At 68.8% G+C, this 25,978-nt stretch carries 25 protein-coding genes and 1 tRNA gene; 14 read left to right on the top strand and 12 right to left on the bottom strand.

Going from position 1 to position 25,978, the window contains the following annotated elements; translation table 11 throughout:
* Nucleotides 1–237: 237 nt before the first annotated feature.
* Nucleotides 238–1,077, top strand: a complete 840-nt coding sequence (locus EV190_RS11885; protein ID WP_133741592.1) for a helix-turn-helix transcriptional regulator — start codon at nt 238–240, stop codon at nt 1,075–1,077.
* Nucleotides 1,078–1,490: 413 nt separating this feature from the next.
* On the opposite strand, the gene EV190_RS24065 is transcribed toward EV190_RS11885, so the two are convergent.
* From EV190_RS24065 to EV190_RS11855, 5 genes are all read right to left on the bottom strand, one after another.
* Entirely contained in the window at nt 1,491–1,628 is a 138-nt protein-coding gene (locus EV190_RS24065; protein WP_243742521.1) for a hypothetical protein, read from the bottom strand.
* 411 nt (nt 1,629–2,039) lie between these two features.
* The gene (locus tag EV190_RS11870) at nt 2,040–2,261 is read right to left on the bottom strand and encodes a cold shock domain-containing protein (protein WP_208113155.1); all 222 of its coding nucleotides are present in this window, start codon (nt 2,259–2,261) and stop codon (nt 2,040–2,042) included.
* 121 nt (nt 2,262–2,382) lie between these two features.
* Nucleotides 2,383–3,102 carry a hypothetical protein gene (locus EV190_RS11865; protein WP_133741588.1) on the bottom strand — a complete coding sequence of 240 codons (720 nt, stop codon included), beginning with the start codon at nt 3,100–3,102 and terminating at the stop codon, nt 2,383–2,385.
* A gap of 438 nt (nt 3,103–3,540) precedes the next feature.
* Nucleotides 3,541–3,861, bottom strand: a complete 321-nt coding sequence (locus EV190_RS11860; RefSeq protein WP_133741587.1) for a hypothetical protein — start codon at nt 3,859–3,861, stop codon at nt 3,541–3,543.
* 357 nt (nt 3,862–4,218) lie between these two features.
* On the bottom strand, nt 4,219–5,445 hold the full coding sequence (locus EV190_RS11855; protein ID WP_133741586.1) for a DNA sulfur modification protein DndB: 1,227 nt from the start codon (nt 5,443–5,445) through the stop codon (nt 4,219–4,221).
* Between the two features lie 378 nt (nt 5,446–5,823).
* Here EV190_RS11855 and EV190_RS11850 point away from each other — a divergent pair, with 378 nt between their 5' ends.
* From EV190_RS11850 to EV190_RS11835, 4 genes are read left to right on the top strand one after another with little or no spacing between them, the layout of a single operon-like run.
* Entirely contained in the window at nt 5,824–7,878 is a 2,055-nt protein-coding gene (locus tag EV190_RS11850) for an SAM-dependent methyltransferase (RefSeq protein WP_243742520.1), read from the top strand.
* A 41-nt stretch (nt 7,879–7,919) separates the two neighbouring features.
* The gene (locus EV190_RS11845) at nt 7,920–9,551 is read left to right on the top strand and encodes a class I SAM-dependent DNA methyltransferase (RefSeq protein WP_133741584.1); all 1,632 of its coding nucleotides are present in this window, start codon (nt 7,920–7,922) and stop codon (nt 9,549–9,551) included.
* Entirely contained in the window at nt 9,548–10,717 is a 1,170-nt protein-coding gene (locus EV190_RS11840) for a restriction endonuclease subunit S (RefSeq protein ID WP_133741583.1), read from the top strand. The genes EV190_RS11845 and EV190_RS11840 overlap by 4 nt, the downstream gene beginning before the upstream one ends.
* Nucleotides 10,714–13,923: a type I restriction endonuclease subunit R gene (locus tag EV190_RS11835; RefSeq protein WP_133741582.1), complete on the top strand. Its 3,210-nt coding sequence runs from the start codon at nt 10,714–10,716 to the stop codon at nt 13,921–13,923. The genes EV190_RS11840 and EV190_RS11835 overlap by 4 nt, the downstream gene beginning before the upstream one ends.
* 210 nt (nt 13,924–14,133) lie before the next feature.
* Here the strand turns inward: EV190_RS11835 and EV190_RS11830 are convergent, their stop codons facing one another.
* Complete coding sequence (locus EV190_RS11830) at nt 14,134–14,352, bottom strand: DUF397 domain-containing protein (RefSeq protein ID WP_243742519.1); 219 nt, start codon at nt 14,350–14,352, stop codon at nt 14,134–14,136.
* On the bottom strand, nt 14,349–15,209 hold the full coding sequence (locus tag EV190_RS11825) for a helix-turn-helix domain-containing protein (protein ID WP_166655448.1): 861 nt from the start codon (nt 15,207–15,209) through the stop codon (nt 14,349–14,351). The genes EV190_RS11830 and EV190_RS11825 overlap by 4 nt, the downstream gene beginning before the upstream one ends.
* A gap of 96 nt (nt 15,210–15,305) precedes the next feature.
* Between EV190_RS11825 and EV190_RS11820 the strand changes: the two genes are divergently transcribed.
* The 4 genes from EV190_RS11820 (at nt 15,306) to EV190_RS11805 (ending at nt 17,857) form a co-directional block, all read left to right on the top strand.
* The gene (locus tag EV190_RS11820; RefSeq protein WP_133741580.1) at nt 15,306–15,947 is read left to right on the top strand and encodes an ATP-binding protein; all 642 of its coding nucleotides are present in this window, start codon (nt 15,306–15,308) and stop codon (nt 15,945–15,947) included.
* Nucleotides 15,948–16,293: 346 nt separating this feature from the next.
* Nucleotides 16,294–16,743 (top strand): hypothetical protein, encoded by a 450-nt coding sequence (locus tag EV190_RS11815; RefSeq protein WP_133741579.1) that lies wholly within the window; start codon nt 16,294–16,296, stop codon nt 16,741–16,743.
* A gap of 492 nt (nt 16,744–17,235) precedes the next feature.
* A complete protein-coding gene (locus EV190_RS11810) occupies nt 17,236–17,667 on the top strand; it encodes a helix-turn-helix domain-containing protein (RefSeq protein ID WP_133741578.1) in 432 nt (143 codons plus the stop codon).
* Nucleotides 17,660–17,857, top strand: coding sequence for a hypothetical protein (locus EV190_RS11805; RefSeq protein ID WP_133741577.1), 198 nt, complete (start codon nt 17,660–17,662; stop codon nt 17,855–17,857). The genes EV190_RS11810 and EV190_RS11805 overlap by 8 nt, the downstream gene beginning before the upstream one ends.
* Nucleotides 17,858–18,363: 506 nt before the next feature.
* Here the strand turns inward: EV190_RS11805 and EV190_RS11800 are convergent.
* The gene (locus tag EV190_RS11800) at nt 18,364–18,846 is read right to left on the bottom strand and encodes a hypothetical protein (protein ID WP_243742533.1); all 483 of its coding nucleotides are present in this window, start codon (nt 18,844–18,846) and stop codon (nt 18,364–18,366) included.
* Nucleotides 18,765–19,601, bottom strand: coding sequence for a transposase family protein (locus EV190_RS11795; RefSeq protein WP_166655446.1), 837 nt, complete (start codon nt 19,599–19,601; stop codon nt 18,765–18,767). Before EV190_RS11795 ends, EV190_RS11800 begins: the two co-directional genes overlap by 82 nt.
* A 485-nt stretch (nt 19,602–20,086) precedes the next feature.
* Between EV190_RS11795 and EV190_RS23390 the strand changes: the two genes are divergently transcribed.
* The 3 genes from EV190_RS23390 to EV190_RS11780 all read left to right on the top strand — a co-directional run bounded on the left by EV190_RS23390 (nt 20,087) and on the right by EV190_RS11780 (nt 22,318).
* Complete coding sequence (locus EV190_RS23390; protein ID WP_166655442.1) at nt 20,087–20,236, top strand: hypothetical protein; 150 nt, start codon at nt 20,087–20,089, stop codon at nt 20,234–20,236.
* Nucleotides 20,237–20,315: 79 nt separating this feature from the next.
* On the top strand, nt 20,316–21,524 hold the full coding sequence (locus EV190_RS11785; protein WP_243742518.1) for a cupin domain-containing protein: 1,209 nt from the start codon (nt 20,316–20,318) through the stop codon (nt 21,522–21,524).
* Nucleotides 21,446–22,318, top strand: coding sequence for an aldo/keto reductase (locus EV190_RS11780; RefSeq protein WP_133741574.1), 873 nt, complete (start codon nt 21,446–21,448; stop codon nt 22,316–22,318). Before EV190_RS11785 ends, EV190_RS11780 begins: the two co-directional genes overlap by 79 nt.
* Nucleotides 22,319–22,337: 19 nt before the next feature.
* Here the strand turns inward: EV190_RS11780 and EV190_RS11775 are convergent, their stop codons facing one another.
* From EV190_RS11775 to EV190_RS11765, 3 genes are all read right to left on the bottom strand, one after another.
* The gene (locus EV190_RS11775; RefSeq protein ID WP_208113153.1) at nt 22,338–23,207 is read right to left on the bottom strand and encodes an aminoglycoside phosphotransferase; all 870 of its coding nucleotides are present in this window, start codon (nt 23,205–23,207) and stop codon (nt 22,338–22,340) included.
* A gap of 478 nt (nt 23,208–23,685) precedes the next feature.
* A complete protein-coding gene (locus EV190_RS11770) occupies nt 23,686–23,922 on the bottom strand; it encodes a hypothetical protein (RefSeq protein WP_133741573.1) in 237 nt (78 codons plus the stop codon).
* A gap of 223 nt (nt 23,923–24,145) precedes the next feature.
* Nucleotides 24,146–24,218: transfer RNA gene (locus EV190_RS11765), tRNA-Arg, on the bottom strand.
* A gap of 479 nt (nt 24,219–24,697) precedes the next feature.
* Between EV190_RS11765 and EV190_RS11760 the strand changes: the two genes are divergently transcribed.
* Both EV190_RS11760 and EV190_RS11755 read left to right on the top strand, forming a co-directional pair.
* Complete coding sequence (locus EV190_RS11760; protein ID WP_133741572.1) at nt 24,698–25,360, top strand: response regulator; 663 nt, start codon at nt 24,698–24,700, stop codon at nt 25,358–25,360.
* Nucleotides 25,361–25,402: 42 nt separating this feature from the next.
* Nucleotides 25,403–25,834, top strand: a complete 432-nt coding sequence (locus EV190_RS11755; RefSeq protein WP_133741571.1) for a pyridoxamine 5'-phosphate oxidase family protein — start codon at nt 25,403–25,405, stop codon at nt 25,832–25,834.
* Nucleotides 25,835–25,978 lie beyond the last annotated feature (144 nt).

Raw genomic sequence — 25,978 nt, 5'->3', positions numbered from 1 at the left:
CGCTCCCGCCGCCGGGGCGAGCCGGACCTCTCGGTCCGCGCCGTCCTCCCCGGGACCCGGTCGGGCCCTGGCATCGATCCTCGGCGGACGGCGCGGACCTATCCAGGACCTCTCGATCCCCGGCTCGCCGGGCCGCCTCTGCGCTCCGGATGGGGGGATCGGCGGGGCGTGGCTACTTCCGACCGCAGGCGGTAGACAGGCGGTGGAGACGAGGCGGCACCGGAAATGAGGAGCGTTGTGATCGATCGCGCGGGGCTGGCGGAGTTCCTCCGCAATCGGCGTGAGGCACTGCAACCAGAGGACGTCGGCCTGCCGCGCGGGCAGCGCCGCAGGACCAACGGGCTACGGCGCGAGGAGGTCGCGTCGCTGTGCCACATGTCGGCCGACTACTACTCCCGCCTGGAGCGGGAGCGCGGCCCCCAGCCGTCGCTCCGGATGCTCGCCTCGATCGCCCAGGGGCTGCACATGTCGCTCGACGAGCGCGACCACCTGTTCCGCCTCGCCGGCCACAACCCGCCCCCCAGGGGCGCGTCCACCGACCACATCAGCCCCGGGCTCCTGCGTGTGCTCGACCGCCTGGACGACACGCCCGCCGAGATCGTCACCGAGCTCGGCGAGACCCTGCGGCAGTCCCCGATGGGCGTCGCGCTCACCGGGGACACGACGCGGTACACGGGGCCCGCCCGCAGCGCGGGGTACCGGTGGTTCACCGACCCCGCCGCCCGGCGGATCTACGCCCCCGAGGAGCACCCGTTCCTGTCCCGGATGTACGCCTCGGGGCTGCGCCAGCTCGTCACCCTCCGAGGCCCGCAGTCCCGCGCCGCCCACCTGGCCGAACTGCTGCTGGCCCGCAACGAGGAGTTCCGGCGGGTGTGGGACGACCACGAGATCGGGATACGCCCCCACGAGGTCAAGCACTTCGTCCACCCCGAGGTCGGCGCGCTGGAGCTGAACTGCCAGCGGCTGGTCGACCCGGGCCAGGCCCACTCGCTGATGGTCTACACCGCCGTCCCCGGCAGCGAGAGCTACGAGAAGCTCCAGATGCTGTCCGTCATCGGAACGCAGTCACTCCGCTGACCGGCGCGACGGCCGGACGGAGACGCTGGCGTACGACCCCGCCCGGCGTCGTCGACGTCAACCGTGGACGCCGGAGGCCTGCTGATCCGCGGCTCCGGAGAGAACGCGGACGGAGGCGGAAGGCCCGTGTCCGGTCGCCGGACCACCCGTGACCGGTGGGAGCCGGTGGTCTCGGGTCAGGCCGTGCTCATGTCGGAGACGTGTCCTTGCGTGTCCTCGGACACGGCGGCCTCGTCCTCCCCGAAGTCCGGGGCCTGGAAGGGGTTCGTCGTCGGAGGCGGCGGCGCTGCGGCAGAGCGGCGGGGCGCCCTTTCCGGAGCGGAGAACAGCGGGGTCGGATCGATGAGAGGTCTCCCTTTTCGCGACAACAAGCCCCCGGAGGGGCCTGGCGTGCCGTGACCGGGCGCAGAGGTCTACAGCTTGGTCATCTTGGGGTACGGGCTCAGGATCCGCTCCTGCGTCGAGCCGAAATCCACGAGTGCCGCGATCCCGTCCTCGATGCCGGTCACCCGGCCGAGGCCGTACACGTCGTGCGTCACTTGGTCACCCACGGCCAGTTCCTCGGGAACCGGTATGACCTGGGCTTTGAAGGGGCTGGTGGGCAGATGGCGCTTCAGCGCGGCAGGCTTTGTCATCGCCTCCAGTATGCGCCAGCGGGACCTCGTTCGCTGCGGTTGTCCGCGTCGGATCCGACACGGATCCGGACAGCGGCGTCCGCTTCGGGAGGAGGGGAGGACGGGGGTTCCACGCCGGTGACCTGCGTCTTCGGTTCCCGGTGAGGGAGGCCCGGACTCGATCGCGGGACACCCCCTGCCTCCTCGACCCGGGCGGCGGCGTCACCGACGTGAACGACTCGACCCGCGACTCCTGGCGACTGCCCGCCCCGGACGCCGGGGAGGCGGCGCCGTCACGGACCGCTCGTCGCCGCTGCCGTCCACCGTCGCCGTTGGCGGTGGTGGAGGTCAGGCCGGCCGAGGCACGATGTCCACCGCCCGGTAGTCGTACCCGTCCTGCTTGAAGCCGGGGGCCTCCCACCGGAGGTCCACCCGCTGCCCGGGCGACAGCGTGCGGAAGCCTTCCATCTGGATATGGGAGAAGTGGCCCCAGCAACCGCCGGGGGTCTCCGGTGAGTCGAGCACGCCCCACCCCTCCTCGTCGTGCCACTCGCGAACAGTCGCCGTCACCATGCGGGAACCTTACGGGTTCCGTCGGCTTCGCCGGGCTCGGCCTCCCTGTCGGCGGCTCCCCACTGCTCCCCGTTGCCCCCGGTGCGGTTGCGGTGGGGCATCGGGGCAAGGCGCCGGGTCAGTGCTCGCGGCGGCCGCACTCGGCCGGGTAGAGGGTGGAGCCCGGAGCGGCCGCAGGCAGTGCCCGCCCGAGTTCGATGCACGCGCCGCCCGAGGCGTCGGCCGTCAGCGCGTCGATCCGGAGGGGGCGCACAGACTGCCCGAAGGGCGGGGTGTGCGCTTCGGCCTCGACCGGCGTCCGGAACGGTGCGCCTTCGAGGACGGCGATGGCGGTCGCGCTGCCGTCGGCCCGGAGCTCCGCCTCCTCGATGGCCAGTCGCCAGTGGAGTCCGGCCTCCGCCAGGAGCCGCCTGCCGTGGATCCCATGGGCGAGAAGAGCACGGTGGCGATCACGGACGCACCGGGCTATGGCACAGCAGAGCGGGACTCCGGTGCCGTGAGGGGTGTCCACCCGGTTGTGGCCGGCGGGCGGGAAGTAGTCCAGGGCGTTCGAGAGGAGCCCGAGGGCTGCGTCCTTGACGCGCGGCTGCCGGCCGTGCTCGACGAGGTCCAGCAGGATCGGGGCGGCAGCGTAGGCCGCGGGGAAGACCATGGCGGCGTGGCCGCAGACGAAGCCGCCCCCGGCGAGGAGGGATGCCGCGTCGCCTGTCTCGCGGGCGGTCGTGGACACGGCCAGCAGTCGTAGCGCGTGTGCGACACGCTCCGGGTCGTCGCACCGGTGCCACGTCGGGTTGGGGATCGCCGACCAGTTCACGGCGTCTATGGAGTCAAGGGGCACGCCCGCATTCTGCCGCGTCGGCGCGGCGCCCTCACGCGGATCCCGGCCCTCTGCGCCGAGCCCCGGGCCCGGGAAGCGGTCGGGGCGGTTGACCGCTGATCCGGTATTTCGCTGACCTGCGCTGTCGCGGCCGAAGAGAGGGCTGCGGCCGCAACCCGGTCGAGAGCGGGGCTATGGGGTTTCCGACGTGGGGGTGAATTCGGGCACCGGTGGTTTCGTTGACGGTCTTGGGCTTTCTGCCCGTTCCGGGGCTTGGAAGGGCGGAAAGCCCGTGATCATTCCGGGTGGGGGCGGGACCGGCCCTCGAACCGCCGCGTCACGGACGTCCGGCGGGGACGGGCGGGCCTCCGACCCCGCCCGTCGTCGTCGTCCGCCGTGACAGGCCCCGAGGGAACCCCGTCCTGACAGAGCCCCAAGCACCTCCGCGCCGGAGATTCCCTAGCGCTGCTGGTCGAGAGAGAAGACGACGTCGAGTCCCCGGTCGGGGTGGTAGGACCATGAGGCGGTGATGCCGTCCCAGGACGCGGACTGGCGGCCGTCCATGGCGGTTGTTCCCTCCATCTGCGCGGTGACGCTGTCAGGAACGTCCAGAGCACCGAGGACGCAGTGCAGTCCGGTGTGGGAAAGGCCGCTGATGTCGTCTTCGCCTTGGTGGTCAAGGGCCAGGCTCGCGCCTTCGTCGCCTATCTGCGCGGCGGAGCTCTCGTAGTCCAGCCCGCATTCTTCGACAGCGGCGGTGAAGGTGTCGGGCGTCCCCACTGCGTAGGAGGAGGAGACCAGGGCCCACCCCGCCGCGCCGATGACGATTCCGACGGCACCGGTGAGTGATGGGAGAAGCCACGCGGGAAGGGTTCTTGCGGTTGGTTCGAAGGCTTGGGCGGCAGGGGCCCCGCCGAACGGCGGTGAAGACGGCCCCGTGGTTCCGGTGGGGGGCGTCTGGCCGTTCCAGGGGCGGGGTTCCGGCCCGGGGGCGTGTGTCTCGTTCACTTGTGCTGCTCCTTGGGGGATGCCGCTCGGGTGCTTCCGGGCGGGGAACTCACGGCTGCCGGTCGGTGGCGTCGGCGGACGGCTGCCGTCTGTCGGCCGTGTGCGGCCGTGAACGGGAGAAGCGGGGTGCTACCAGCCGCGGATCTTGCGGCCGTACTCGGTGTCGGGGTGCAGGAGGGCGTCGGCGACGCGGCCGCCGGAGTCCTTGGCGCCGCCGCCGAAGTTGAGGGTTCCGGAGGCGTTGGCGCTGGCGGCGACGCCGTCCCAGTAGCGGGCCTCGCGCTCCCAGCGGACCGGCTCCAGCAGCTCCAGCAGGTCGTCCGCGTTGAGCCGGGCGCCGCCGGCCGCCCAGCTGGTGGCCTGGTGCGCGACGACGCCGAGCCCGGCCAGGACCGCGGGCGCGGAGACCGCGTCGCGCGCCGCGAAGTGCGGGTACAGGCGGGTGATCACCTGGGACAGCAGCGGGGCGAGTTCGCGCTTCACCTGCTCGACGCTGATGCCGTTCGGAAGGTCGCCCTCGTGCACCGTGGCCGAGGACTGGCCCAGCCCGCTGCGGCCGTACAGCGCGGTGACCACCAGCAGCCGCAGCGCGGAGAGGGTCACGACCTCGGGATCGGTCTTGGTCAGCTGCCGCTTGCGGGCCTGGACGAGCTTGGCGAACGGGATGATCTTCCCGTCGTGCTCGACCTTCACCATCTCGGCGACGCGGTGGGCGAGGCGGGTGCCGATGTCGCGCTGGTCCATGGACATGGCCAGGTTCTTCGCGACCGGCACGCCCTCGACGTTGCGGTCGTAGAAGATCTGCCGCGCGTCCTCGACGCTGAGTCCGAAGTACAGCTCGAACGGGATCCGGATGGCGCTGAGCTTCTCGTACGAGATCCCGAAGCGCTCCGGGTCGTCGAACAGTTCGTGCCAGGCGGCCACCTGGGTTTCGCCGTCGATGGCGACGACGGGAGAGGCGGGCAGCACGGTGATCGTGCGGATGCCGCTGCCGGGCACCAGCTCGTCGCTGATCGCGCCGGGCCGGCCGTCCAGCCAGAGCGTGATGGGAGGGGTGGACCACCCGGAACCGTACTCGCCGTTGACCGCCGCGGCGATGTAGGCCGCGTAGGAGGTGACGTTGCGGCCCTTCTGGGTGGACTTCAGCATCCGCTGCACCAGGGCGCGCACCTCGGCGTGACGGCGCAGGGAGCCGGAGGCGTACTTCAGGGCCCGCTTGTCCTCCTCGGTCTTGGGGGAGGGGACGAGCTGCAACAGGGCCGGGAGCCCCACCGTGCCGATCACCGCGTCGGGGCGGAACGGGGTCACGATGAGCTGGATTCCTTCGACGGCCGCGGTGGGCATGGTGATGGTCATGGCGGGGCTCTCTCTCGTCTGCCGTGGGGGCGGGGGTGTCGCTGTCTCGCTCGCGGTAACTGATGGACAGCGGGGGTGTACGCGTCGAGAATCACATCCCGGAGCCGAAAGAGCCACTGCTTATCTGATAACCCCTGTTATCAGTCACTTGCAGGAAGCGAAACGGCGGTTGCTTGTAGAGTGCCCAAGAGCGCGTGCCGGAGCCCGCCGGAGAGGCCGAAGCGGTCCCGGCGGATACCCGCGCATCCACTGCGACGATCACGGGAGGAGAACCCGGTCATGGCCCATCTACCGGAAGCGGTTCCGCCCTCTTCGACACCGTCGCGCGGAAGCGGCGCTCCCCTGGTGTCGATGTCGGACATCGCTGCTTTCGCCCGGGTGAAACGCCCGGTAGTCACCACTTGGCGACGACGCTACGCCGACTTCCCCGCTCCTGTCAGCGAAACCGCCGAACGTCCGCTGTTCGACGGCGCGCAGGTGGCCGGGTGGCTGCTCTCCACCGGACTGGGCAACGCCGACTCCGACCAGCTCAGAGCCGAGATCGCTCTGCACGGCATCGCGGCTCGGGCCGACCGCTTCGGTCCGAGACGACTGGTCGAGCTTCTCGGCAGTCTGCTGTGCCTGCGCAAGCTCGATGAACGCCCCCTGGCCGGTGACGGCGCGGACGGTACCGGGATCGGGGAGGAGCGGGCGCTGTGGGCCGCGGTCCTGCACCGGGCCGAGCGGATGGACCCCGACGACGAGTTCGTCCTGCGCGAACTGCGCTCCGCCGGCGAAGAGGCCGCACCGCTCGCCCGGCTCGCCGAGGACATGGTCGAAGCCGCCTACAGCGAGCGGAGCGCCTACGAGTGGCTGCTCGCCGCGCGATCCCGCTTGGGGCTGCACACCCTCGCCGCCGACGCCGTGGCCCCCGAACTCCAGAGCCTCCTCGTCCAGCTCGCCGACCTGCCCGCCCGGATCGAACGCGGGGAGTCCGTCACCGTCGCCGACCCGCACGCCCGTACCGGCGACCTGCTCGCCGCCCTCATCGGCGGCATCGAGAACCCCGAGCACATCACCGCCCTGGCCGCCGACCCGGACGAGTGGATGGCCCGCGTCGCCCGGCGCCGCCTGCTGCTCGCCGGAGTCGACGAACTCGCCCTCGACGTGCAGACCGGCCGCGATCTGGAAGAACGCCTCGCCGACCCCGACCTCATCGCTACCCGGCTCCCGTACCGCTCCGGCGAGGACCGGGAGGTGCTCACCACTCTGGAAGACATCGAGCGCATCGCCGACCTGCTCGGCCCCGGTTGCACCGCCCTCGTCCTGGGCCCCGCCGACGCCCTCGTCGACGCCCTGCCCGGAACGGAGGAGGCCCGACTGCGCTCGGCCCTGCTGCGCGGCAACATCGTGGAAGCCGTCGTCACCCTCCCCGGCGGCATGCTGCCCTACCGGCCGGGCTACCGAACCGCCCTGTGGATCCTCACCAGGGACCCCGTCCCGGCGGCGCGGGGAAACGTGCTGCTCGCCGATATCGGCGCCGAACCCCTGACCGCGTCCGTGCGGGACCGGCTCGCCGAGGACGTCCTGCTGTGGCGCGCCGAAGGCTTCCGCGCACACGACGGCCACGACCCCCGCTACGGGCGGGCGGTGCGCGTCGCCGACCTCGACCGCGCCTTCGGCGGACCGCTCACCCCGCCCGCGCCGCCCGCCTCCCAGATCCTGGCCCGCACCGTCACCGAACGCCCCGCGCTCATCGGCGAAGCCGAGGCTGCCCTCGAACGCGCCGCCGCCCAGGCCCGCTCCTACGACGACGCGCACGGCCCCTACCGTGCTGACGTGCTGCGCCGCACAGGCCCGCGCCCCCGGCGCACCACCCTCGGCGCGCTCATCACCCAGGGGCGGGTCACCCGGCTCAAGGGCCACCGCCTCGACGAGCGGCACATCAGCGGCGACGGCCACTACCCGGTGCTGGGCCCTCCGGAGCTCACCGGACGCGCCCCCGTCGGAGCGCGCCGCATCGACCGGCTGGTGCTGGCCGCCCACTACGAGCACGCGGCGCTCACCGAACCCGGTGACATCGTCTACACCCTGGCCCCCGAACTCGGCATCCGTGTCGGTCACGACGGCCTCGGCGTCGCCGCCTTCCCCGCCCGGGTGCTGCGTGTCAACCCCGACGCCGAACGCCCGATCCCCCCGCGCGTACTGGCCGCGCTGCTCGGCGCCACCCGGGGCGCCGGACGCAGCCCCAGCGCGGTGCGCCCCGTCCGCCGCATCGAGGACTACCCGCTGCCCGACCTCGACCCCGGCGACGTCGAACGCTTCGACGCGCTGCTCGCCGAGATCGAACACCGGGAGAGGATGCTGCGCGCCCAGGCCGACGCGCTCGCCGACGCGCGGCGGATGACGGTGGCGGGCCTCGCCGACGGCACCCTGACCCTCGAACCGCGCTGAACCAGACCGCGAGAACAACCGACACAGCAAGGAAGGCAACGATGCCCCCCCGTAAACGAGCGAACGCCGGACAGGGCGAACTGCCCGGCATCTCCAGCACCAAGGAGATCCAGGACATCCTGTGGAAGGCCGCCGACAAGCTCCGCGGCTCCATGGACGCCGCCCAGTACAAGGAGTTCGTCCTCGGCCTGGTGTTCCTCAAGTACGTCTCCGACGCCTTCGCCGAGCGCCGCGCCCAACTGGCCGCCGACCCCGAGCTCGCGGAGATCCCCGAGCACCGGCGGTCCGCGTTCCTGGAGGACAAGGACGAGTACACCGAGCAGAACGTCTTCTGGGTGCCGCCCACCGCCCGCTGGGACCACATCGCCGCCAACGCGGCCAGCGCCGAGGGCGGCGTCGGAAAGCTCCTCGACAACGCGATGGACGAGGTGATGAAGGCCAACAAGGTCCTCACCGGCGTCCTGCCCAAGATCTTCAACCGCGACAACGTCGACCAGAACCGCCTCAAGGACCTGGTCGACCTGATCAGCGACGCCCGCTTCACCGGCCACGGCGACCGCCCGGCCCAGGACGTGCTCGGCGAGGTCTACGAGTACTTCCTGGAGCGGTTCGCGCGCGCCGAGGGCAAGCGCGCGGGCGAGTTCTACACCCCTGCGAGCGTCGTGAAGCTCCTGGTGGAGGTGCTGGAGCCGTACGAGGGGCGGGTCTACGACCCGGCGTGCGGCTCGGGTGGCATGTTCGTGCAGTCCGGCAAGTTCGTCGCCAGGCGGCGCGGCCAGGACCACACCCACGACATCGCCGTGTACGGCCAGGAGGCCAACGAGCGCACCTGGCGGCTGGCGAAGATGAACCTCGCCATCCACGGCATGGACCCCAAGGGAGTCGGCGACCGCTGGGCCGACACCTTCGCCGACGACAAGCTGCCCGACCTCAAGGCCGACTTCGTCATGGCCAACCCGCCGTTCAACATGTCCGACTGGGCGCGCAAGGCCGAGGACCCGCGCTGGAAGTTCGGCGTCCCGCCGCAGTCCAACGCCAACTACGCCTGGTTGCAGCACATCGTCTCCAAGCTCGGCGACCGGGGCTCGGCGGGCGTGGTGCTGTCCAACGGCTCCATGTCGTCCAAGCAGTCCGGTGAGGGCGAGATCCGCGCCGCGCTGGTCGAAGCCGACCTGGTGGCCTGCATGGTCGCGCTGCCGGCCAACCTGTTCCGCACGACGGCCATCCCGGCCTGCCTGTGGTTCCTCACCCGCGACAAGACCCCGCAGGGCGCCAAAGCCATGACCGACCGGCGCGGCGAGGTGCTGTTCATCGACGCCCGCGCGATGGGCACGATGGTCGACCGCACCGAGCGCGTCCTCACCGAGGAGGACCTGGCGAAGATCGCCGACACCTACCACGCCTGGCGCGGCACCAGGTCCGCGAAGGAGAAGCAGCTCGCCTACACGGACGTGCCCGGCTTCTGCAACAGCGCCACGTTGCAGGAAATCGCCAAACACGACCACGTGCTCACCCCGGGCCGGTATGTGGGCGCGGCCGAAGTCGAGGAGGACCCGAACGCGGAACCGGTGGAAGAGCGGATCGCGCGGCTGACGAAGGAGCTCTTCGCCCACTTTGAGGAGTCGGCGCGATTGGACACGGTGGTTCGGGAGCAGTTGGGGAGGATCGGATGAGTGAGTGGCCTATTCGTAAACTTGGTGATCTGTGCACAAAGATCACAGTTGGACACGTCGGTTCAATGGCATCCCGTTACGTAACTAAAGGGGTGCCGTTTCTGCGATCGCAGAACGTTAAGCCCGGGCGCATTGATCTTTCTTCGCTCAAATATATTGACGAAGAATTTCACCGGCATTTGGCGAAATCAGATCTTAGTGCGGGAGATTTGGTGATTGTCCGCACAGGGGAACCTGGTGTGGCTGCTGTAATCCCGGAAGGTCTGGGGAAGGTGAACTGCTCTGATCTTGTGATTGCAAAACCAGGGCCAGATGTTGATGTTCGGTTCTTGTGTTATGCCATCAACGAAACCGCTCATGAATTTATCAAAGCTCACACGGTAGGGGCAGTTCAGCAGCACTTCAATATTGCTTCAGCTAAAGAGTTGACTTTGCAGCTTCCGCCATTGATTGAACAGGAAGCCATTGCCGAGGCGCTCGGGGCGCTGGACGACAAGATCGCGGTCAACGGGCGCATCGCGGCTGACATTGAGACCCTGTTGCGTAGCATCTACACATCACTCAGCGTGGGTAGGAGAACGATCCGCATTGGCCAAGTTGGCAACTTGGTTCGCGACTCAATAAAACCTGATTCCCTATCCGGTGGCGAGCCGTATATTGGCTTGGAGCATATGCCGCGTAAGAGTATCTGGCTTAACTCTTGGGGAGAGGCGTCGGGGGTGAGCAGCGTCAAGAGCGCATTTAAAGATGGGGATATCCTTTTTGGGAAGCTGCGTCCATATTTTCACAAGGTGGGAATTGCTCAAATTTCTGGCGTTTGCTCCACTGACATTATTGTGGTGCGGGCGCTGGAAGATGGGTGTCGGTCTTGGCTTTTGATGGCATTGTCGAGCGACGAGGTTGTCGCACATGCGACGGCGCGGAGTGATGGTACGCGAATGCCGCGCGCAAAGTGGTCTGATCTTGCCGAATTCCAAGCCCCTTGGGCCGAACCGGTGAAAGTAGCCCGCTTTGAGGAAATCGCGGTTCCTTTGATCAAGAAAGCAGAGTGTGGTGCAGCCGAAAACCGCACTCTCGCCTCCCTGCGTGACACCCTCCTTCCTCAGCTCATGTCCGGGAAGCTGCGGGTCCGGGACGCGGAGCGGATCGTGGAGGACGCCGTATGACCGGCGACAACGGCAAGATGACCGAGTCCACCTGGGAGCACCTGGCCATGGACGAGCTCGCCGAGCTCGCCTGGGAGGTGCGGCCCGGCAAGGACATCGCCCCCGGTAGCGAATACCGCGAGGACTGGGACGACCTGGTTCTGCACGGCGAGCTGCGGGCGGCCATCGAGCGGCTGAACCCCGAGCTTCCGCCGACGGCCGTCGCCGAGGCCCTTCAGATCGCGATCGACCCCGCATCCCGTGAGGCGTACCCGGAGAACAAGCAGGCGCACGCCCATCTAACCTCCGGTGTCCGGATCACCTACACCGACGACTTCGGCGCGGAGCGGACCCCCACTGTCCGGCTGGTCGATTTCACCGATCCCGAGGCGAACACCTATCTCGCCGCCAACCAGGTGACCGTCCGCGACAGCGACGGCCGCCACCGCCGCTTCGACGTGGTCCTCTACGTCAACGGCCTGCCTCTCGCCGTCGTCGAGCTGAAGAGCGCCGCCGACGAGAACGCCACGGTCAAGGACGCGCACGCCCAGCTCCAGACGTACGTCGCGGAGTTCCCGACCGCGTTCCGCTACAACGTGCTGTGCCTGGTCTCGGACGGGATCACCGCGAAGTACGGCACGGTCTTCACCCCCTACGAGCACTTCGCGCCGTGGAACGTGGACGAGGACGGCCAGCGGGTCGACACCAACGCGCCCGACTACGACGGCGCGGACGCCCTCTCCCTCGCGCTGCACGGCCTGTTCACCCAGGAGCGCCTTCTTTCCCTCACGGTCAACTTCGTCAACTTCACCCCCACCGGCAAGCGCATCGCCAAGCCGCACCAGTTCCACGCGGTCCGCGAGGCCGTGAAGGCGATCGTCGAGGCGTCCCGCACCGACGGCCGGGCAGGCGTGGTCTGGCACACCCAGGGCGCGGGCAAGTCCGAGGAGATGGTGCAGACCTCCGCCCTGGTCTCGCGGCACCCGGCGCTGAACAACCCCACCATCGTCGTGATCACCGACCGCAACGACCTCGACGACCAGCTCTACGACACCTTCCAGGACAGCCGGCCCCTGCTCGGCCAGACCCCTCTCCAGGTCACCACCCGCGAGGGGCTGCGCACCGAACTGACCAACCGCCGCACCGGCGGGATCGTCTTCACCACGTTGCAGAAGTTCGGCCTCAGCAAGGAGGAGAAGGCCGCGGGCGTCAGCCACCCGCTGCTCTCCGACCGCCGCAACATCCTGGTCGTCGTCGACGAGGCGCACCGCTCGCACTACGACAGCCTCGACGGGTACGCCCGCCACCTGCGCGACGCGCTCCCGCACGCCACCCTCATCGCCTTCACCGGAACCCCGATCTCCAGGGCGGACGCCGACACCCGCGCGGTGTTCGGCGACTACATCGACGTCTACGACCTCAAGCGGGCCGTGGACGACGACGCGACCGTCCGCGTGTACCACGAGCCGCGCGTCATCGACGTGTCCCTGCCGCCCGGCATCGACCCCGACACCATCGACGAGCAGGCCAACACGCTCACCGAGGAAATGGACGACGCCGAGCGCCGTCGGGCCTTGCAGTACGCGGCCACCATGAACACCGTCTACGGCGCGCCCGACCGGATCGCGACCCTCGCCGACGACCTCATCGCCCACTGGGAGCAGCGCCGCGAACTGATGAAGCCGCAGATCGGCGGCCCCGGCAAGGCGATGGTGGTGTGCGCCACCCGGCAGATCTGCGTCCGGCTGTACGACGCGCTGGCCGAGCGGCGTCCCGAGTGGGCCAGCGGCGAGGTCGACAAGGGTGTCATGAAGATCGTCTTCCACGGCGATCGCACCGACCCCGAGCACCTGCGCGCGCACGCCCTGCGCAAGTCCCAGCAGAAGACCGTCCAGGCCCGCGCCAAGAACCCCGAGGACGAACTCGAACTGCTCATCGTGCACTCGATGCTGCTCACCGGTTACGACGCGCCGCCCGTCCACACCATCTACATGGACCGGCCCATGCAGGGCGCCAACCTGATGCAGGCCCTGGCCCGCGTCAACCGCCGCTTCCGCGGCAAGCAGGACGGCCTCCTCGTCGGCTACGCCCCGCTCACCGACAAGCTGAACAAGGCGCTGAAGGAGTACTCGTCCAGCGACCAGCAGGACAAGACCCTCGGCGCGGACATCGACCGCGCCATCACCGAGGTCAGGAACGAGCTCGGCACCATCAAGGGCCTGCTGGCCGGAACCCGCTGGCGGGAGCTGCTCGCCGACACCGCCCACCCGGACCCGCGCAGGCGCGCCCTGCGCCTGACCTCGAACTACCTGCGCGACTTCAAGACCCCGGGCAACAAGGTGGAGCCCGGCGCCAAACCGCTCTCCACCCGCTTCAAGGAGAGCGCCGCCCGCCTGGACCGCTTCTACCGAATCTGTTCGATGAGCCGGGAGATCGTCGAACGCTGCGCGGACCTGGACGACTGGCGGCGTGACATCGCGTTCTTCGCCGAGGTGCGGGCCTGGATGGTCAAACTCGACGCCGCCGACCGCGAGGCCAAGGGGCAGCCGCTGACCGCCGAGGTCCGGCTCTACCTCGAACAGCTCGCCGCCTCCGTCGTGGACGCCGACGACATCACCGACCTGTACGCCGAGGCCGGGATCGGGCGGCTCGACATCACTCGCCTCAACGAGACCCAGTTGCGCAAGCTGGAGAACTCCGAGACGCCGCACCTGGTCGCCGAGGCGCTGCGCCGCATGATCCAGCAGAAGATGCGGGAGGTGACCAAGCACAACGTCGTCCGCCATGAGAGCTTCGCCCAGCGGATGGACGAGCTGATGAAGCGTTACATGCTGGACCAGCTCACCAGCGCCCAGGTGATCGCCGAACTCGCCGCGATGGCCCGTGAGGTGTCGGAGGAGGCCCGCCGCGGTGAGCGCTTCGACCCGCCGCTCAGCCACGCCGAACTCGCCTTCTACGACGCGGTCGCCTACCGGGACATGGCCGAGCTCGTGGCCGGAGGAGACGACACGCTCGCCAAGATCGCGCGGGCGCTCGTCTCCGACATCCGCAAGAACCTCTCCGTCGACTGGCTCTCCCGCGAGCCGGTGCGCGCCAAGCTACGGACCCGCATCCGCCGGGTGCTGGCGAAGTTCGACTACCCGCCCGAAGCGGAACGCGAGGCCGTCGACCTGGTCATCAGGCAGATGGAGACCTTCGCCAACCAGTGGGCGCCGAGAGCGGAGTAACCGCAGGCCCCCACCCCATCCCACCGGTGATCTTGACCTTTTCGGGGTCTCAACCGCTTCCGAGACCCCGGAAACGTCAAGATCGCCGAGAGAACCACCGGAGCAACCGACGTCGGCGCGGGCGGAGCTTGTCGCTGGCTCTTCCGGTACCGCAGGCGGCCGAGCGGCCTCCGGCCGGGAGCGGTGCCGCTGGGGTTGCGGGACTGCGGGTCAGAACCCGGTGGCTTTGACCGCCTGGATGAACGCGGTCCACTCCTCTCGGGGGAACAGATGGCCGCCCTGCGCGCGGTTCTGGGTGTCGCGCACGGCGTGCTGTCGCTCAGGGAGGTCAGCGACCTCGACGCAGTTGCTCTGGGCGGTGCTGTAGCTGCTCTTGCGCCAGTGGGCGTTCGACATCGTGCTCGCCTCGCGGTGTCCGGTCGTTTTCATACTGTTGTGACGATTTTGTCAGCGATCAGCCGTGTCGATTCGGCTGGCCCCAGCGCGAGGTCGCCCAAGGTTGCGAAGGCGTCCTGATAGCGCCGCACACTGGCGGGGTCCTCGATGTAGACGTCACTGGTCATGAGTTCGACATGCACGAAATCGAGCCGGGCCATGCTCAGCACGGTGAAGGGTCCTGCGAGCGCGGGGTGGGCGCTGGTCTCCAGAGGCAGGATCTGCACGGTGATGTTGGGTCGTTGAGCGCACTCCAGCATGTGGCCGAGTTGGGCGGCGAACACTTCGGAGCCGCCGAGCCGCTGGTGGAGCAGTGACTCGTGGAGGACGGCGTGGAAGGCGACGGGGTCCTCGTCACGGGTGAGGACCTGTTGGCGCTGCCTGCGCACCGAGACGAAGTGGTCCAGTTCCTCGTCGGTGAGATCGACGCTTCCGGTCGCGCGCACGGCCGCATGCGCGTAGTCGGGATGCTGGAGGAGGCCGGGGAACACTCCGTTCTCGAAGGTGTGGATCCCCGTGGCCGCCGCTTCCAGGCGGACCAGGTCAAGGTAGGACGGCGAAAGGGCGTCGTCGTGTTCGACCCACCAGCCGCGACGCTCGGCCTGGACCTCGCCGGCCACCGAGATCAGGGTCTCGCGCAGGTCGGTGTCGGAGATTCCGTAGGCGTCCAGGAGAGGGCGCACGTCGCGAGGCGGAAGCGCGACCAGACCGTTCTCGACCCGACTCAACGAGGCGATGGAGCGCTCGGCCCGACGTGAGGCCTCCTGGAGAGAGAAGGCCTTCTCCCGCCGCAGTTCCGCGAGCCGGGCGCCCAGCCAGCGCTGCCGCAGCGATGGTTCGTCTCCTATCAAGGCTTCTCCTCGGTTCTGGATGCCTGAGGGGCGCACTCAGCTTGCCACATTTACTATCGTAAATTTTCCTATGCGAATTTATTGCGAACCGTAAAAATGTTGTGCATGCTGAGTGAGGGGATGGTGACCGTTCCATCGCCGAACGTTGTCTGCCCACTTGGGAGGGTCTATGGATGCCGATGTCGTCGCGCGTTGGGTGACGCGGGAGCGGGGGTGTGTGGCGGGGGCGCGGGCCTTGGGGGCTCGCGGTTGGCGTCGTTCGGGGTGACGGGCGCGCGGGCGGACGACGCCCGGGTGATGGTCGGCGAGCTGGTGGCCAACGCGGTGCGCTACGGGGAGGCGCCGGTCGTGCTGGCGGTGTGGCGCTGGGCGGCGGGCTGCGTGGTGGTGGAGGTCCGGGACGCGGGGGCCGGGTGGCCGGTGCTGCCCTCGCCGGTGGCGCCGGCCGATGTCGCCTTCGACGCGGAGGGTGGCCGGGGGCTGCCCGTGGTCACGGCCTACTCGGGCGGCCTGTGCGGGGTGGAGCCGCTGCCCGGCGGGAAGACGGTGTGGTTCGCGCTCGCGTCCGGCGCGCCGGTCCTGTCCGCCGGTGAGCTGTCCGTACTGGTCAGGGCGCGCAACGAGCGGAGGCTCGGTGCTTCCGCGCGGCCGGGTGGGACCGGCCTCCCCGCGCGGGGGATCGTCCCGCTGCCCCGTTCGGCCACGACCGAGGACAGAAGCGCTCCCCCGCTGGTCTGACCCGCGTCGGTCCCGGCGGTCGACAGGCCGGTCCGGGGGTGCGGAACCAGAAGTCCTGCCCGGTGGGCGCGCCGTGCGGTGCGACGCCGTGGCCGGGACCCTCCCGATGGTCGAGGCCCCTGCCCGGGACGCGCGTCTTCTCCCGTCGGGACCTGTCCGGGATCGGTGATCCCTTCGTGAACCGCCGTGGCGGCGGTAGGCGGCCCTCCCCATCCCCCAGCGGCCGCAGCCGGTTCTCCCCGATCCGGGCCGCCGCCACGGCCTCCAACCGATGAGAGAGAAGACCCCGGCAGGTGCGCTCACACCTCCGGGGCACGGCCCCCGACCTGGACGAACAGGTGGAGACATGGAACAGCGTATCGATGGTCCCAGGCATCGGAAGCCGCAGCCGCGCGGATTGGCCGCGCGGCTGCGGTGGCGGCTCGCGGAGCTGCTGGAACGGGTGTTCGTCCCTGATCCGGTCGCGCCCCGGTCGCCGCGCGGTGCGGGGGGCGGTCCTGCGGAGCGGAGCCGCCCTCACGTGCGGGCCGGACATGACGGGGAAGAGGTCTCGGCCGCCGCGCCGATCGGAGGCCCCGTCGAGGAGAACAGGCAGGACGCCCCGTCCGCCGAGTGCGAACTCGCGTCGGCGATCCGCCGGTGGGTGGCGATGCGCGATGCCAGGGCCGGGGCGGAGTCCGGCACCGGGGCGGAGGCCCCCGCCTACCAGGGCCGCCACCGGCGTCCCGCCCGGCGCGGCGGCCGGGACGCCGACCGGGGGGTGCTGGTCCGGCACCACTTGAGGATCGCGGGGTGAGCGGTCCCCGGGCATCCCGAGCGGACGCGGGCGGCGGTCGCTCCAACGGTCGCCGCCCGCGCCGCCGGACGGCGCGGTGTGCCGGACCCGGTCCGGGAGCGCGCCGAAGAAACGAACGACCGCCCCCCGTCAGTCCCGAAGGTCGGGAAGCGGCTTCTCCGACCGACCACGGCTGCGGCCGCGGCCACGGCAGCAAACCCTGATGAGGATGGCGTGCTCGTCTTTGCCCTCCGACACGGTGGTGAGGCAGCTGGATGCCTGCGCGTACCCGCCGGGTGTCCGTGACGCGGCGGCCCGGGGACCAGACCTGCCCTCGCTTGCGACGATCATGGGCTTTCCGCCCTTTCAGGCCCCGGAACAGGCAGAAAGCTCAAGATCATCGAGCAAGTCCCTTCCACGGACGCCCACCCATCGCTCTGTCTCTGTTCGAAGATGGTTTTGTCCTCGTTCGAGGACACACCTCAATTGTCCTCGTTCGAGGACACACGTAAAATGTCCTCGAACGAGGACGGAGGAGACGTGATGTCGGAGGAGTTCGTTCTTACGGGGTGGTCGAAGCTCGGTGGCCTGGTCCGCGACACCCGGCTCTCCAAGGGCCTCAGCCAGGTGGCCCTGGCCGCCCGGGCGGGCGTCGCCCGCTCCTGGCTGGCCCGTGTCGAGGCCGGCCACCGCGGCGTCGAACTGGAGCCTCTCCTCCGGCTGCTGGCCGCTCTGGACCTCACCCTGACCCTGCGATCGAACGCTGACGCGCGGAGGCAGACGCGGCCGCGCCCCGACCGGGACCGCGCCGCGTCCATGGAGAGGCCATCACCCCCCCAGGACCCGCCGGACGGAGTCGGCGCCGGTCTGCGCGCGGCCTCGGAAGCACGTCGGGCTTCCTGGGGCCTGCCCGTCACCGGCACCAGGAGCGACGACGATGGCTGAGCGCTTGGCCGTCCTGCTCTCAGGCCAGGTCGTGGGACATCTGGATCGCAGAACCTCCGGCGACGATCCCACCTTTTCCTACACGACCGAGTACGTGCGGGCCGGTGAGGTGGCCGAACGAGCGGTTCCCGCACTGAAAGCCCACGCCCGGCACATCCTGGACCGCCTTGGCGGTCCGACCGAAGCATGAGGCCCAGGGAGTCTCTCAAGGCGGGGTACCAGCCTCGATCCGTCGGCGGAGTGCGGACGCCGAATGGTCGGGAACCCCGCTCGTTGCGTCCTGGTGCGTCCCGCGTTTTTCGGAGCCGTTTTCGGATTCTCGGGCTACGATGCCCGGTTGTCTGTGACTCGGATCCTACGGGTGTGAGCCGGCTGATCGCCGAGTGCCGTCGTCTCCGGTTGTGGAAGGCCTCCGAGGACTCGAAAACCGACTCCGGAAAACGCGGGCCCCACCACCTCGGGCGCGCCCGACACGAAGCGGAGACGACAGTTCTCTATCACGGGGACGGAGGAGGGTCTGCCGTCCTTCCGGAGGGGCCGGTCCGGTGGATGACGACGTCCCCGTCCTGTGCCGCGAAGACCTGGCCGGTCCCGCGGGCGAGGTTGAACTGCCGCGCGGGCCCGGTGGGCCGCGCGATCCGTTTCCTCGTCGGGGCCGGACCGCCGGGGTGACCCCAGGGCCCCGCTGTGTTTGGGTTAGGTCCGGGTTTGTGGTTTTGGTCTGAATAGCAGGGTGAGGGCGGTGTTGGGATTGGTGTGTTCTCGGTGGGCGTAGGCGATGTTGGCGTATCCGTAGTGGCGAAACACGCCGATGAGCAGGTTGCGCAGGCGGGCCGGTACCTGTGGAGCCGAGCCGACGCGGACCCGGCAGGCGTCCTCGGTGAAGGTGGTGTCGTGGACGTGATGGCTTTTGTTCTCCACTGACCAGTGCTCGCGGATATAGCGGGCCAGATCGGCTCCACCCGCCTGGTGGGCTTGCAGGACGGTCAGCGCGTAGACGGTCTCGCTGCGATAGCGCGGCTGGTGACGGGTGCGACGCTTGCGCACGATCTGTAGAACTTGGCGGGCGTGGGGGAAGGCCACGTTGTTGAGTGGGATCACCTTGAGCGAGCGGATCTCGATCCGTGCGTGCCCGGATTCCTTGACCCGGTGCGCTCGGGGAACCCGCGCCCACGGCAGCGCGCTGACTCGCGCGTGGAGCCGAGGATGGTTGGTTTTGAGAACCGCGATGTAGTGCCGTCGGCCTGGTGGATCCGCTCGGCGTGGGCGTGTTGGGTGTGCAGGGCGCCAAACGTCACGACGGCGCCGGTGATGTCCAGGCCCGCCAGGAGCGGGACGAAGCCGGTGATCTCGCCTTTCCTGCCATCGATGCGGCGTTGGGCCAGAGTCGTTCCGTCGTGGTGGCGCACCGCCTGGAGCAGGTGGACGCGCCGGTCGGGGCCGGTGCGGGCGCCGCGCAGCGCTTTGCCGTCCACCGCGATCCCCCGGTGGCGTGGCCGGTGTCGCGGGTCGGGGTCTGGGGTGGAGATTTTGCGCTGCTCGCGTTCGCCGGGGCGCGGTCGGCGCTCGACGGTGGTGCGTGTCAGGTCGGCCGGGTGGGCGTATCCCGCTGTCTCGATCTGGTCGGCGTCCAGGCGTTTGAGCAGGGTGCGCATCGTGGTCTCGCTGGGCGGCTGGTGCCGACCGCTCAACGGGTCGCGCCGTACTCCCAGCTCGGCCAGGATGTCTTGGGGTGTGCGAGCGGCCCATTCGGCGATCGCCGCGGGATGGTCATGGCCCGAGGCGGCCAGTGCGCAGACGCAGACGCCCAGAATCGAGGTCAGGCTGTGGCGGCGCCCCCGCGCATCGCGGGGGTCGGTGATGGTCGAGAAACGCTCCAGCAGATCCGGTGACGGCTGGAGATCCTCGTCTGAGATGAGTGATGATGAAGACACGGGCACGGTGCTTCCTGCGGGTCATGAGCTTAGACAACACCATGATCGCGGGCACCGTGCCCGTTCTCGTCTCGTGACCTGGCCCAGCAAAGACAAACCCACACAATTCCCAAACACAGCGGGGCCCTGCCACGTCACCGACGCCACCGCGGTGATCGACAAGTGCGGGCACTCGTGTTTCACTAACGACTTTCGCGCCCTGGTTGAACAGCGGGGATGGCAGGACCTGTACTTCCGCAGCGTGGCCACAGAAAGCTGCGTCCTCAAGGCAATCTATTATCGCTCATATTTGCCGTCGAGTGCAGATAGTTTCACATGGACACCACTAGTTTCATCTGCCTCAGGTGCATTATGCTGGATAGTCTTGTAAAGAAATAAAGTCGCTGACCTGAGGTTATGGAGGGGGTGCTAATCAACCCATTGACTCGATGGCAGAGCGAAAATATCCTCATCTCGCTTTGGTCTTGACGGAAGGTGAGAACATCGTGAGCGAACACACGAGTGATCTGGTGATGAACGTAGAGGTCCTGGCTGGAGTCCACGACCGCTTCGACGCTGAGCACTCCGATCCCACGGGAACCTCGGTAGGCGACGACGGGGAGAACCGTGACGGGTTCACCCACATCGAGCCCTAGCGCTCACTAGAAACAAACAGCACTCGTCCATAGTTCAGAAATCGATTCTCCTGAAAAGAGACTCATGGAACATCGGTTCGTGCGGGAAATCGAGCAGGCGCTCAGCTGGCCAGGGCCGAGTATGTTGGGCAAGGAGTTCGCGCGTGGGAGCATCAGCGACACTCGTCTCCCCACCCGCCTTTTGACCCCTCACAAGTTGCTCGACGTCATCATGAGGCGAAGCCTGTCGGTCCCGCAGTTCCGGTGCTTCCGGGCAGGCGAGGAACTGCATCCGTCCCGATTCCTCAGCGACTTGGTGAGCCGCAGGGGCCAGAGCATTCGTGTCCCCGACATGCGTAGGCTCGGCCGTCTGCTCGACGACGGATGCACCCTCGTGCTTGACGAGGTCAACTTCTTCGACCCCACGATGGAAGTGGCGTGTCGTGCCCTGCAGTGGTGGTCGCGCGAACTCGTTCAGGTCAACACCTACCTGACCACCCAGGACGCGGCCGGGTTCTCACTCCACTGGGACGACCATGACGTGGTGATCGTCCAGTTGGCCGGGGAGAAGAGTTGGGAGGTGCGTGGAGCTTCCCGCATCGCGCCGATGTATCGGGACGCCGAGCCCAACAACGAGCCCCCCGAGGACGTGCTCTGGGCCGGGACCATGCGTCCCGGCGACGTCATGCACATCCCCCGCGGCTACTGGCACCAGGCTACCCGCACCGACCGGGGAGACGGCTTCAGCCTCCACGCGACGTTCGGCTTCGTCAAGCGCGCAGGAGCCAACTGGATCGCCTGGCTCGCGGACCGCGCACGCGAACATGAGCTGTTCCGCCACGACCTGGAGCGGTGGACTACAAGCGCATCCATCGAGGTCCAGCAGGAGACACTCACCCAGGCTGCCACGGAACTGATCAAGGCTCACCCTCCCGCGGAGTTCCTCTCCGCCAGGGAAGAACAGCGGCCCGCTCCGCGCCACATCCCTCACCTACCGATCTTCGGGAACCTCACCGACGTCGTGTGCGTGACCGAATTCCCCCCACACGTCCACGAGGCCGACGACGTCGTCACCGTCCAGGCTGCGGGGAAGAAGATCACCTTCGCAGCCAAGGCAGCCCCGGCGCTGCGCATGCTGCTCAGCGGCACCCCAGCTCACGTGGCCGATGTCGCCGAGCAAACAGATATTGACGCCGCGCAACTCGCCGACGTCCTCGTCAAGGAGGAGCTGTGCGCCCAGCTGACCCCGGAGTTGTCCTCGGGCTATACCGGTCTCGTTACGAGCGAGACCTCCTCGAAGGAGCACTGAGACTCGGGGTCCACCGGATCGACACCAGCTACAACTACCTCGGCTTCGCCGCTCATCGGACTCTCGCCCAACGGGCGGGCGACCTGCTGCCAGACCTGTCGATCTCCACCAAGGTCGGCTTCTTCCTCACCGGAACTGGCCACAGCGAGCATTCCCTGGACCCCCAGCGCCTACGGCAGGCCGTGGAGAAGACTGCAGAGGAACTCGGCGTGCCCCCGGACGTGATGTTCCTGCACAACCCCGAGCACACCCTCACACATCTGGAACCCGAGCAAGCGAGCGACGTCCTGGCTGCCGCCAACGCTGAACTGGAAGCCGCAGTGGCCAGTGGACTATGCGCCTCCTGGGGCATCGCGTCGTGGAACCCTCGCCCCCTTCTCCCCGCGATCAAAGGACCGCGGGACGCGCCCGCCCCACAGGTGTTCATGGCGCGCGCGGGCCTGATCGTCAGCTCCCGGACTCTGGACGCCATTGAAGCAGCAGCCGCACTGTGGGACCTTTCCCCAGACCAACGGTGGGGGATGAGCCCGTTCGCCGGACACAGCACGGACCGGGTGTGGGACCAGGTCAACGCCCGTGCGTTCCTGCCAGACGAGTCATCCTGCTCGAACCTGGCCGCGGCCTTCCGTGCCTCCTACGAGCTCCCGAAGGTCAGCCGGGTAGCAATCGGAACCAACCACCTCGGCCACCTTCGTGAACTGCTCCAGGCCGCACAACTGCCAGCCAGCGAAGCGGCGATCGCCAGCTATCGAACCCTGCTGGCCACCTCTTCCAGCAACCGCCAGCCCGTGTGAACCCCCACACATAGCCGTCTCACGGCTCTGCCCGGAGCCGGGCGATCAGGGAGTCGGCTGCACGGCGTGCCGGTTCGGTGAAGGGCATGGTTTTCCCGCTGCGGGAATGGGCCCGCAGCACGTTGGCACAGAACAACAACTGAGACAACCTTCCCGCCCGGGTGCAAAGGTCTTGTCGGAACTCGTGCTGGACGCGGTCAGCGACCGACGGCACACCCAGCGAGAACCCCCACAGGGTGGCGGCGTCGTAGCCGCGCGGCGCCGCCCCCCAATCCTCCCAGTCCAACAGGTGGCAATCCGGGGCGGTGAGGTTGCCCCAGTGCAGGTCGGCGTGCGCGGTACTCCATTCATCCACATCCGTGTCCACGGCGTCGCCGAAGACCTCGGTGAGGCGGCGGGTGAGGTGGGTCTGGCCCATACCCACCCGGTTGGTCCTGTGGGAGGCCAGCGCGGTCAAGGACGCCTTCAGCTCGGACCACCATGCATCACCCAGCTCGGGGTTGGCGGTGATGCTCCCGTTCTCCGCGATGACAGGTGCTTCGACCATCGTCATCTCGTCGGCGCGCCACACTGCGCCGCGGGCCTCGTCCTGCCAACGCACGGAGCGCCGGAGCTGTGGCTTGGACACCCCGGTCAGGACCGAGGCGCATTCAGCACCGGTCCAGGACTGACCGTTCATCCGGTCGGCGCGGCGCCACTGGATCCGCACCCACATTCCGGTGTTCGAGCGGAACCCGACGGTGGTTCCGGTGTTGCCGTAGGCCGCGCTGCTTCTGTCGAGTTCGACGTCCAACCAGTTCTCAACCAGCAGGAGAACGTCTTCGTGGTCCTGCTGGTGGAAGTCTTGGATGGGCTTGACCGAATGAGCCTGGGGGGCAACGTCTGACATGAGGAGTTTGCCTCTCACACGAGGTCGCGGTGCCAGTGTCTTCATCCTGGCACGCCTGGCGTCCTCAGCTTTAGCACAGTCGGACAGTTGCGCCTTCCCAGGTCACGCCTCGGCTGTCGTCGGCTGCGGCGGCCACAACGTCGGCCCCACCCCGGCGGTACAGCCGGTCATCTCTCCACCAGCTTCCGTAGCCCCGGCCATGACATCACCGCTGGACTGGGCCGACGGCCACACACCCCTCACCTTGGAAAGCTGCGGCGGAGTCGGCAAGACCACTCTGGGCGCCGGAGCGGGCACGCAGCGCCCGGTCGCGGCGTCCCTGGCAACGGTGGGCGTGCTCCAGCCCTCTGGCCGCGGCTAAGGCACGGTCCTGGTCGCCGTGGTCGGCGTACCAGGACCGGGCGTCGTCCAGGTATTGGGCGGCCCGACCGTACCGCCCCTGGACGAGGTAGGTCTGGCCTAGCAGGTACCGAATCCGCTAGATCCCCCGCTCGTCACCCAGCTCGGCGTACAACGCCAAAGCATGACGAAATCGGGCTTCCGCCAGGCCTGCGTCGCCGTCCAGGAGCGCCACATCGCCCAGGGCTTGTGCGGTATCTGCCTGGCCACGCGGCTGATGGAGGGTCTGCCAGCGGTGCTCGGCACCTGCGAGCACGTTGTTGGCCCGAGGCAGGTCGCCGGCGCCCCTCAGGCACCGGCCCAACATGCTGCTCACCAGCGCTAGGGGGAGCTCGCCGCCTAATCATCAGGTGTCCGCGCTCCGGGGGAATGCCCGTCCTGGTGAGCCCTCTGCGGTGAAGGGCCCGGGGATTTCACCGCGTATTCGCCGCAAGCAGCCGCAAACGACCGGATTCGGTCGCTCTCAGCCGGATGCCAACGAACGAGCCCCTGACCTTGTCATGCCTGGTCAGGGGCTCGTTTTCGCTGTTGAAGCACTGTGCACTCGGAGGGACTCGAACCCCCAACCTTCTGATCCGTAGTCAGATGCTCTATCCGTTGAGCTACGAGTGCGTGTATTCGGTTGTGTCGGCTGTGCTGGCCAACGGGGAAAACTCTAGCACAGCGCGGGGTGCGGCCCGGACGGGTTGTCCGGAGCGCGGATGTCCGAGGCCCCGGCCGGGTGGACCGGTCGGGGCCTCGGGGTGCGGGCCGGTACGGCGGTCGCCTCACGGCGGGTTGCGCAACGCGGCTCTCAGGACCGTCCGGACGGCCACCGGAGTGGACACCGGACGCGGTATTCCGCGAAGGCTTTGTGATGGAGCCCGGGGGACACTTGCTACCGCACCGACCCGCACCCTGCACAACGACCCTGCCCCCCGCCGAATTCCCCGCCCGCGATCTTTTCGCCGGGGCCCGCCCGGCCTCCGCACCCGGAAGTCCCTTTCGTCCGGTTCGGGACCTTCGGCGGGGTAATCGAGCCGTTCGGCGCGGCCCGCTCCGATCCGGAGGGTTACGGTCGTGGCGGGGGACGAGAGACGTGGAGGCGAGCGATGTCGCAGGCGGTGACGCCTGACCCGATCAGGGTGTTCCTGGTCGACGACCACGAGGTGGTGCGCAGGGGCGTCGCCGCGCTTCTGGAGGGCGAGGACGACATGCGCGTCGTCGGCGAGGCGGGAACGGCGGAGCAGGCCATGAGCCGGGTCCCCACCGTCCGCCCGCACGTGGCGGTGCTCGACGTCCGGCTGCCCGACGGCTCCGGTGTCGGGGTGTGCCGCGACATCCGTTCGGGGCACCCCGAGATCGCGTGCCTGATGCTCACCTCCTTCGCCGACGACGAGGCGCTCTTCGACGCGGTGATGGCGGGCGCCGCCGGCTACGTGCTCAAGCAGATCCACGGCGCCGACCTGGTCGGGGCGGTCCGCACCGTCGCGGCGGGCGGTTCGCTGCTGGACCCGAAGAGCACCGCGCGCATGCTCGACCGGCTGCGCGGGAACGGCGGCAGGACCGACCCGCTCGCCTCGCTCACCCCGCAGGAGCGCCAGATCCTCGAACTGATCGGCGAGGGGCTGACCAACCGGCAGATCGGGGACCGGCTCTACCTGGCGGAGAAGACCGTCAAGAACTACGTGTCGAGCCTGCTCGCCAAGCTCGACCTCAAGCGCCGGACGCAGGCGGCGGTCCTCGTCGCCCAACTGCGCAACAGGGGCAACTGATCCCCGCCGAGGGGTGGGGAGTCATCCGGAAGGGAGGCGGGCGTGAGCGTGGAGGAGCAGGACACGAAGACCACCGACACGGCCGGACTGGAGGTGCTCGACCGGGACGAGTGCCTGCGGCTGCTGGCCCAGGCGCCGATCGGGCGCATCGTCTTCACCGACCGCGCCCTGCCCGCGGTCCAACCGGTCAACTTCACCATGCACGGCGTGGACATCGTCATCCGCACGTCGCCCGACTCCAAGCTCGCGCGGGCCACCCGCGACACGGTGGTCGCGTTCGAGGTGGACGACTACGACGTTCAGGGGCGCACCGGCTGGTCGGTGATGGTGGTCGGGCTCGGCCGCGCGGTGACCGACCCCGGCGAACTGGCCGTGCTCGAGGAACTTCCGCTGCGGCCGTGGGCGCCCGGACGCCGGTCCCACTTCATCCGCATCGTGACCGACATCATCACCGGCCGCCGGATCCCCTCCTGAGCACGCCCTGGAGAGTCTCCGGCGCGGGGGTGTTTGGCGCTCTCTCCGGTGATCTTGACCTTTTCGGGGTCTCAACCGTCTCTGAGACCCCGAAAAGGTCAAGATCAGCGGGAGGTGGAGCCCGAGTCGCCCCCGGGTCGGAGA

The sequence above is a fragment of the Actinorugispora endophytica genome, from assembly GCF_004363075.1.
Lineage (GTDB): Bacteria > Actinomycetota > Actinomycetes > Streptosporangiales > Streptosporangiaceae > Actinorugispora > Actinorugispora endophytica.
This window is presented reverse-complemented; position numbering and strand designations above follow the sequence as displayed.

Excerpts from the sequence above, each read along its gene's own strand:
- EV190_RS11855 (WP_133741586.1), bottom strand. The coding sequence starts at position 5,445 with ATGACCATCACCATGCCCACCGCGGCCGTCGAAGGAATCCAGCTCATC.
- EV190_RS11845 (WP_133741584.1), top strand. The coding sequence starts at position 7,920 with ATGCCCCCCCGTAAACGAGCGAACGCCGGACAGGGCGAACTGCCCGGC.
- EV190_RS11840 (WP_133741583.1), top strand. The coding sequence starts at position 9,548 with ATGAGTGAGTGGCCTATTCGTAAACTTGGTGATCTGTGCACAAAGATC.
- EV190_RS11835 (WP_133741582.1), top strand. The coding sequence starts at position 10,714 with ATGACCGGCGACAACGGCAAGATGACCGAGTCCACCTGGGAGCACCTG.
- EV190_RS11830 (WP_243742519.1), bottom strand. The coding sequence starts at position 14,352 with ATGAAAACGACCGGACACCGCGAGGCGAGCACGATGTCGAACGCCCAC.
- EV190_RS11820 (WP_133741580.1), top strand. The coding sequence starts at position 15,306 with ATGTTGTGCATGCTGAGTGAGGGGATGGTGACCGTTCCATCGCCGAAC.
- EV190_RS11815 (WP_133741579.1), top strand. The coding sequence starts at position 16,294 with ATGGAACAGCGTATCGATGGTCCCAGGCATCGGAAGCCGCAGCCGCGC.
- EV190_RS11810 (WP_133741578.1), top strand. The coding sequence starts at position 17,236 with ATGTCCTCGAACGAGGACGGAGGAGACGTGATGTCGGAGGAGTTCGTT.
- EV190_RS11805 (WP_133741577.1), top strand. The coding sequence starts at position 17,660 with ATGGCTGAGCGCTTGGCCGTCCTGCTCTCAGGCCAGGTCGTGGGACAT.
- EV190_RS11775 (WP_208113153.1), bottom strand. The coding sequence starts at position 23,207 with ATGTCAGACGTTGCCCCCCAGGCTCATTCGGTCAAGCCCATCCAAGAC.
- EV190_RS11760 (WP_133741572.1), top strand. The coding sequence starts at position 24,698 with ATGTCGCAGGCGGTGACGCCTGACCCGATCAGGGTGTTCCTGGTCGAC.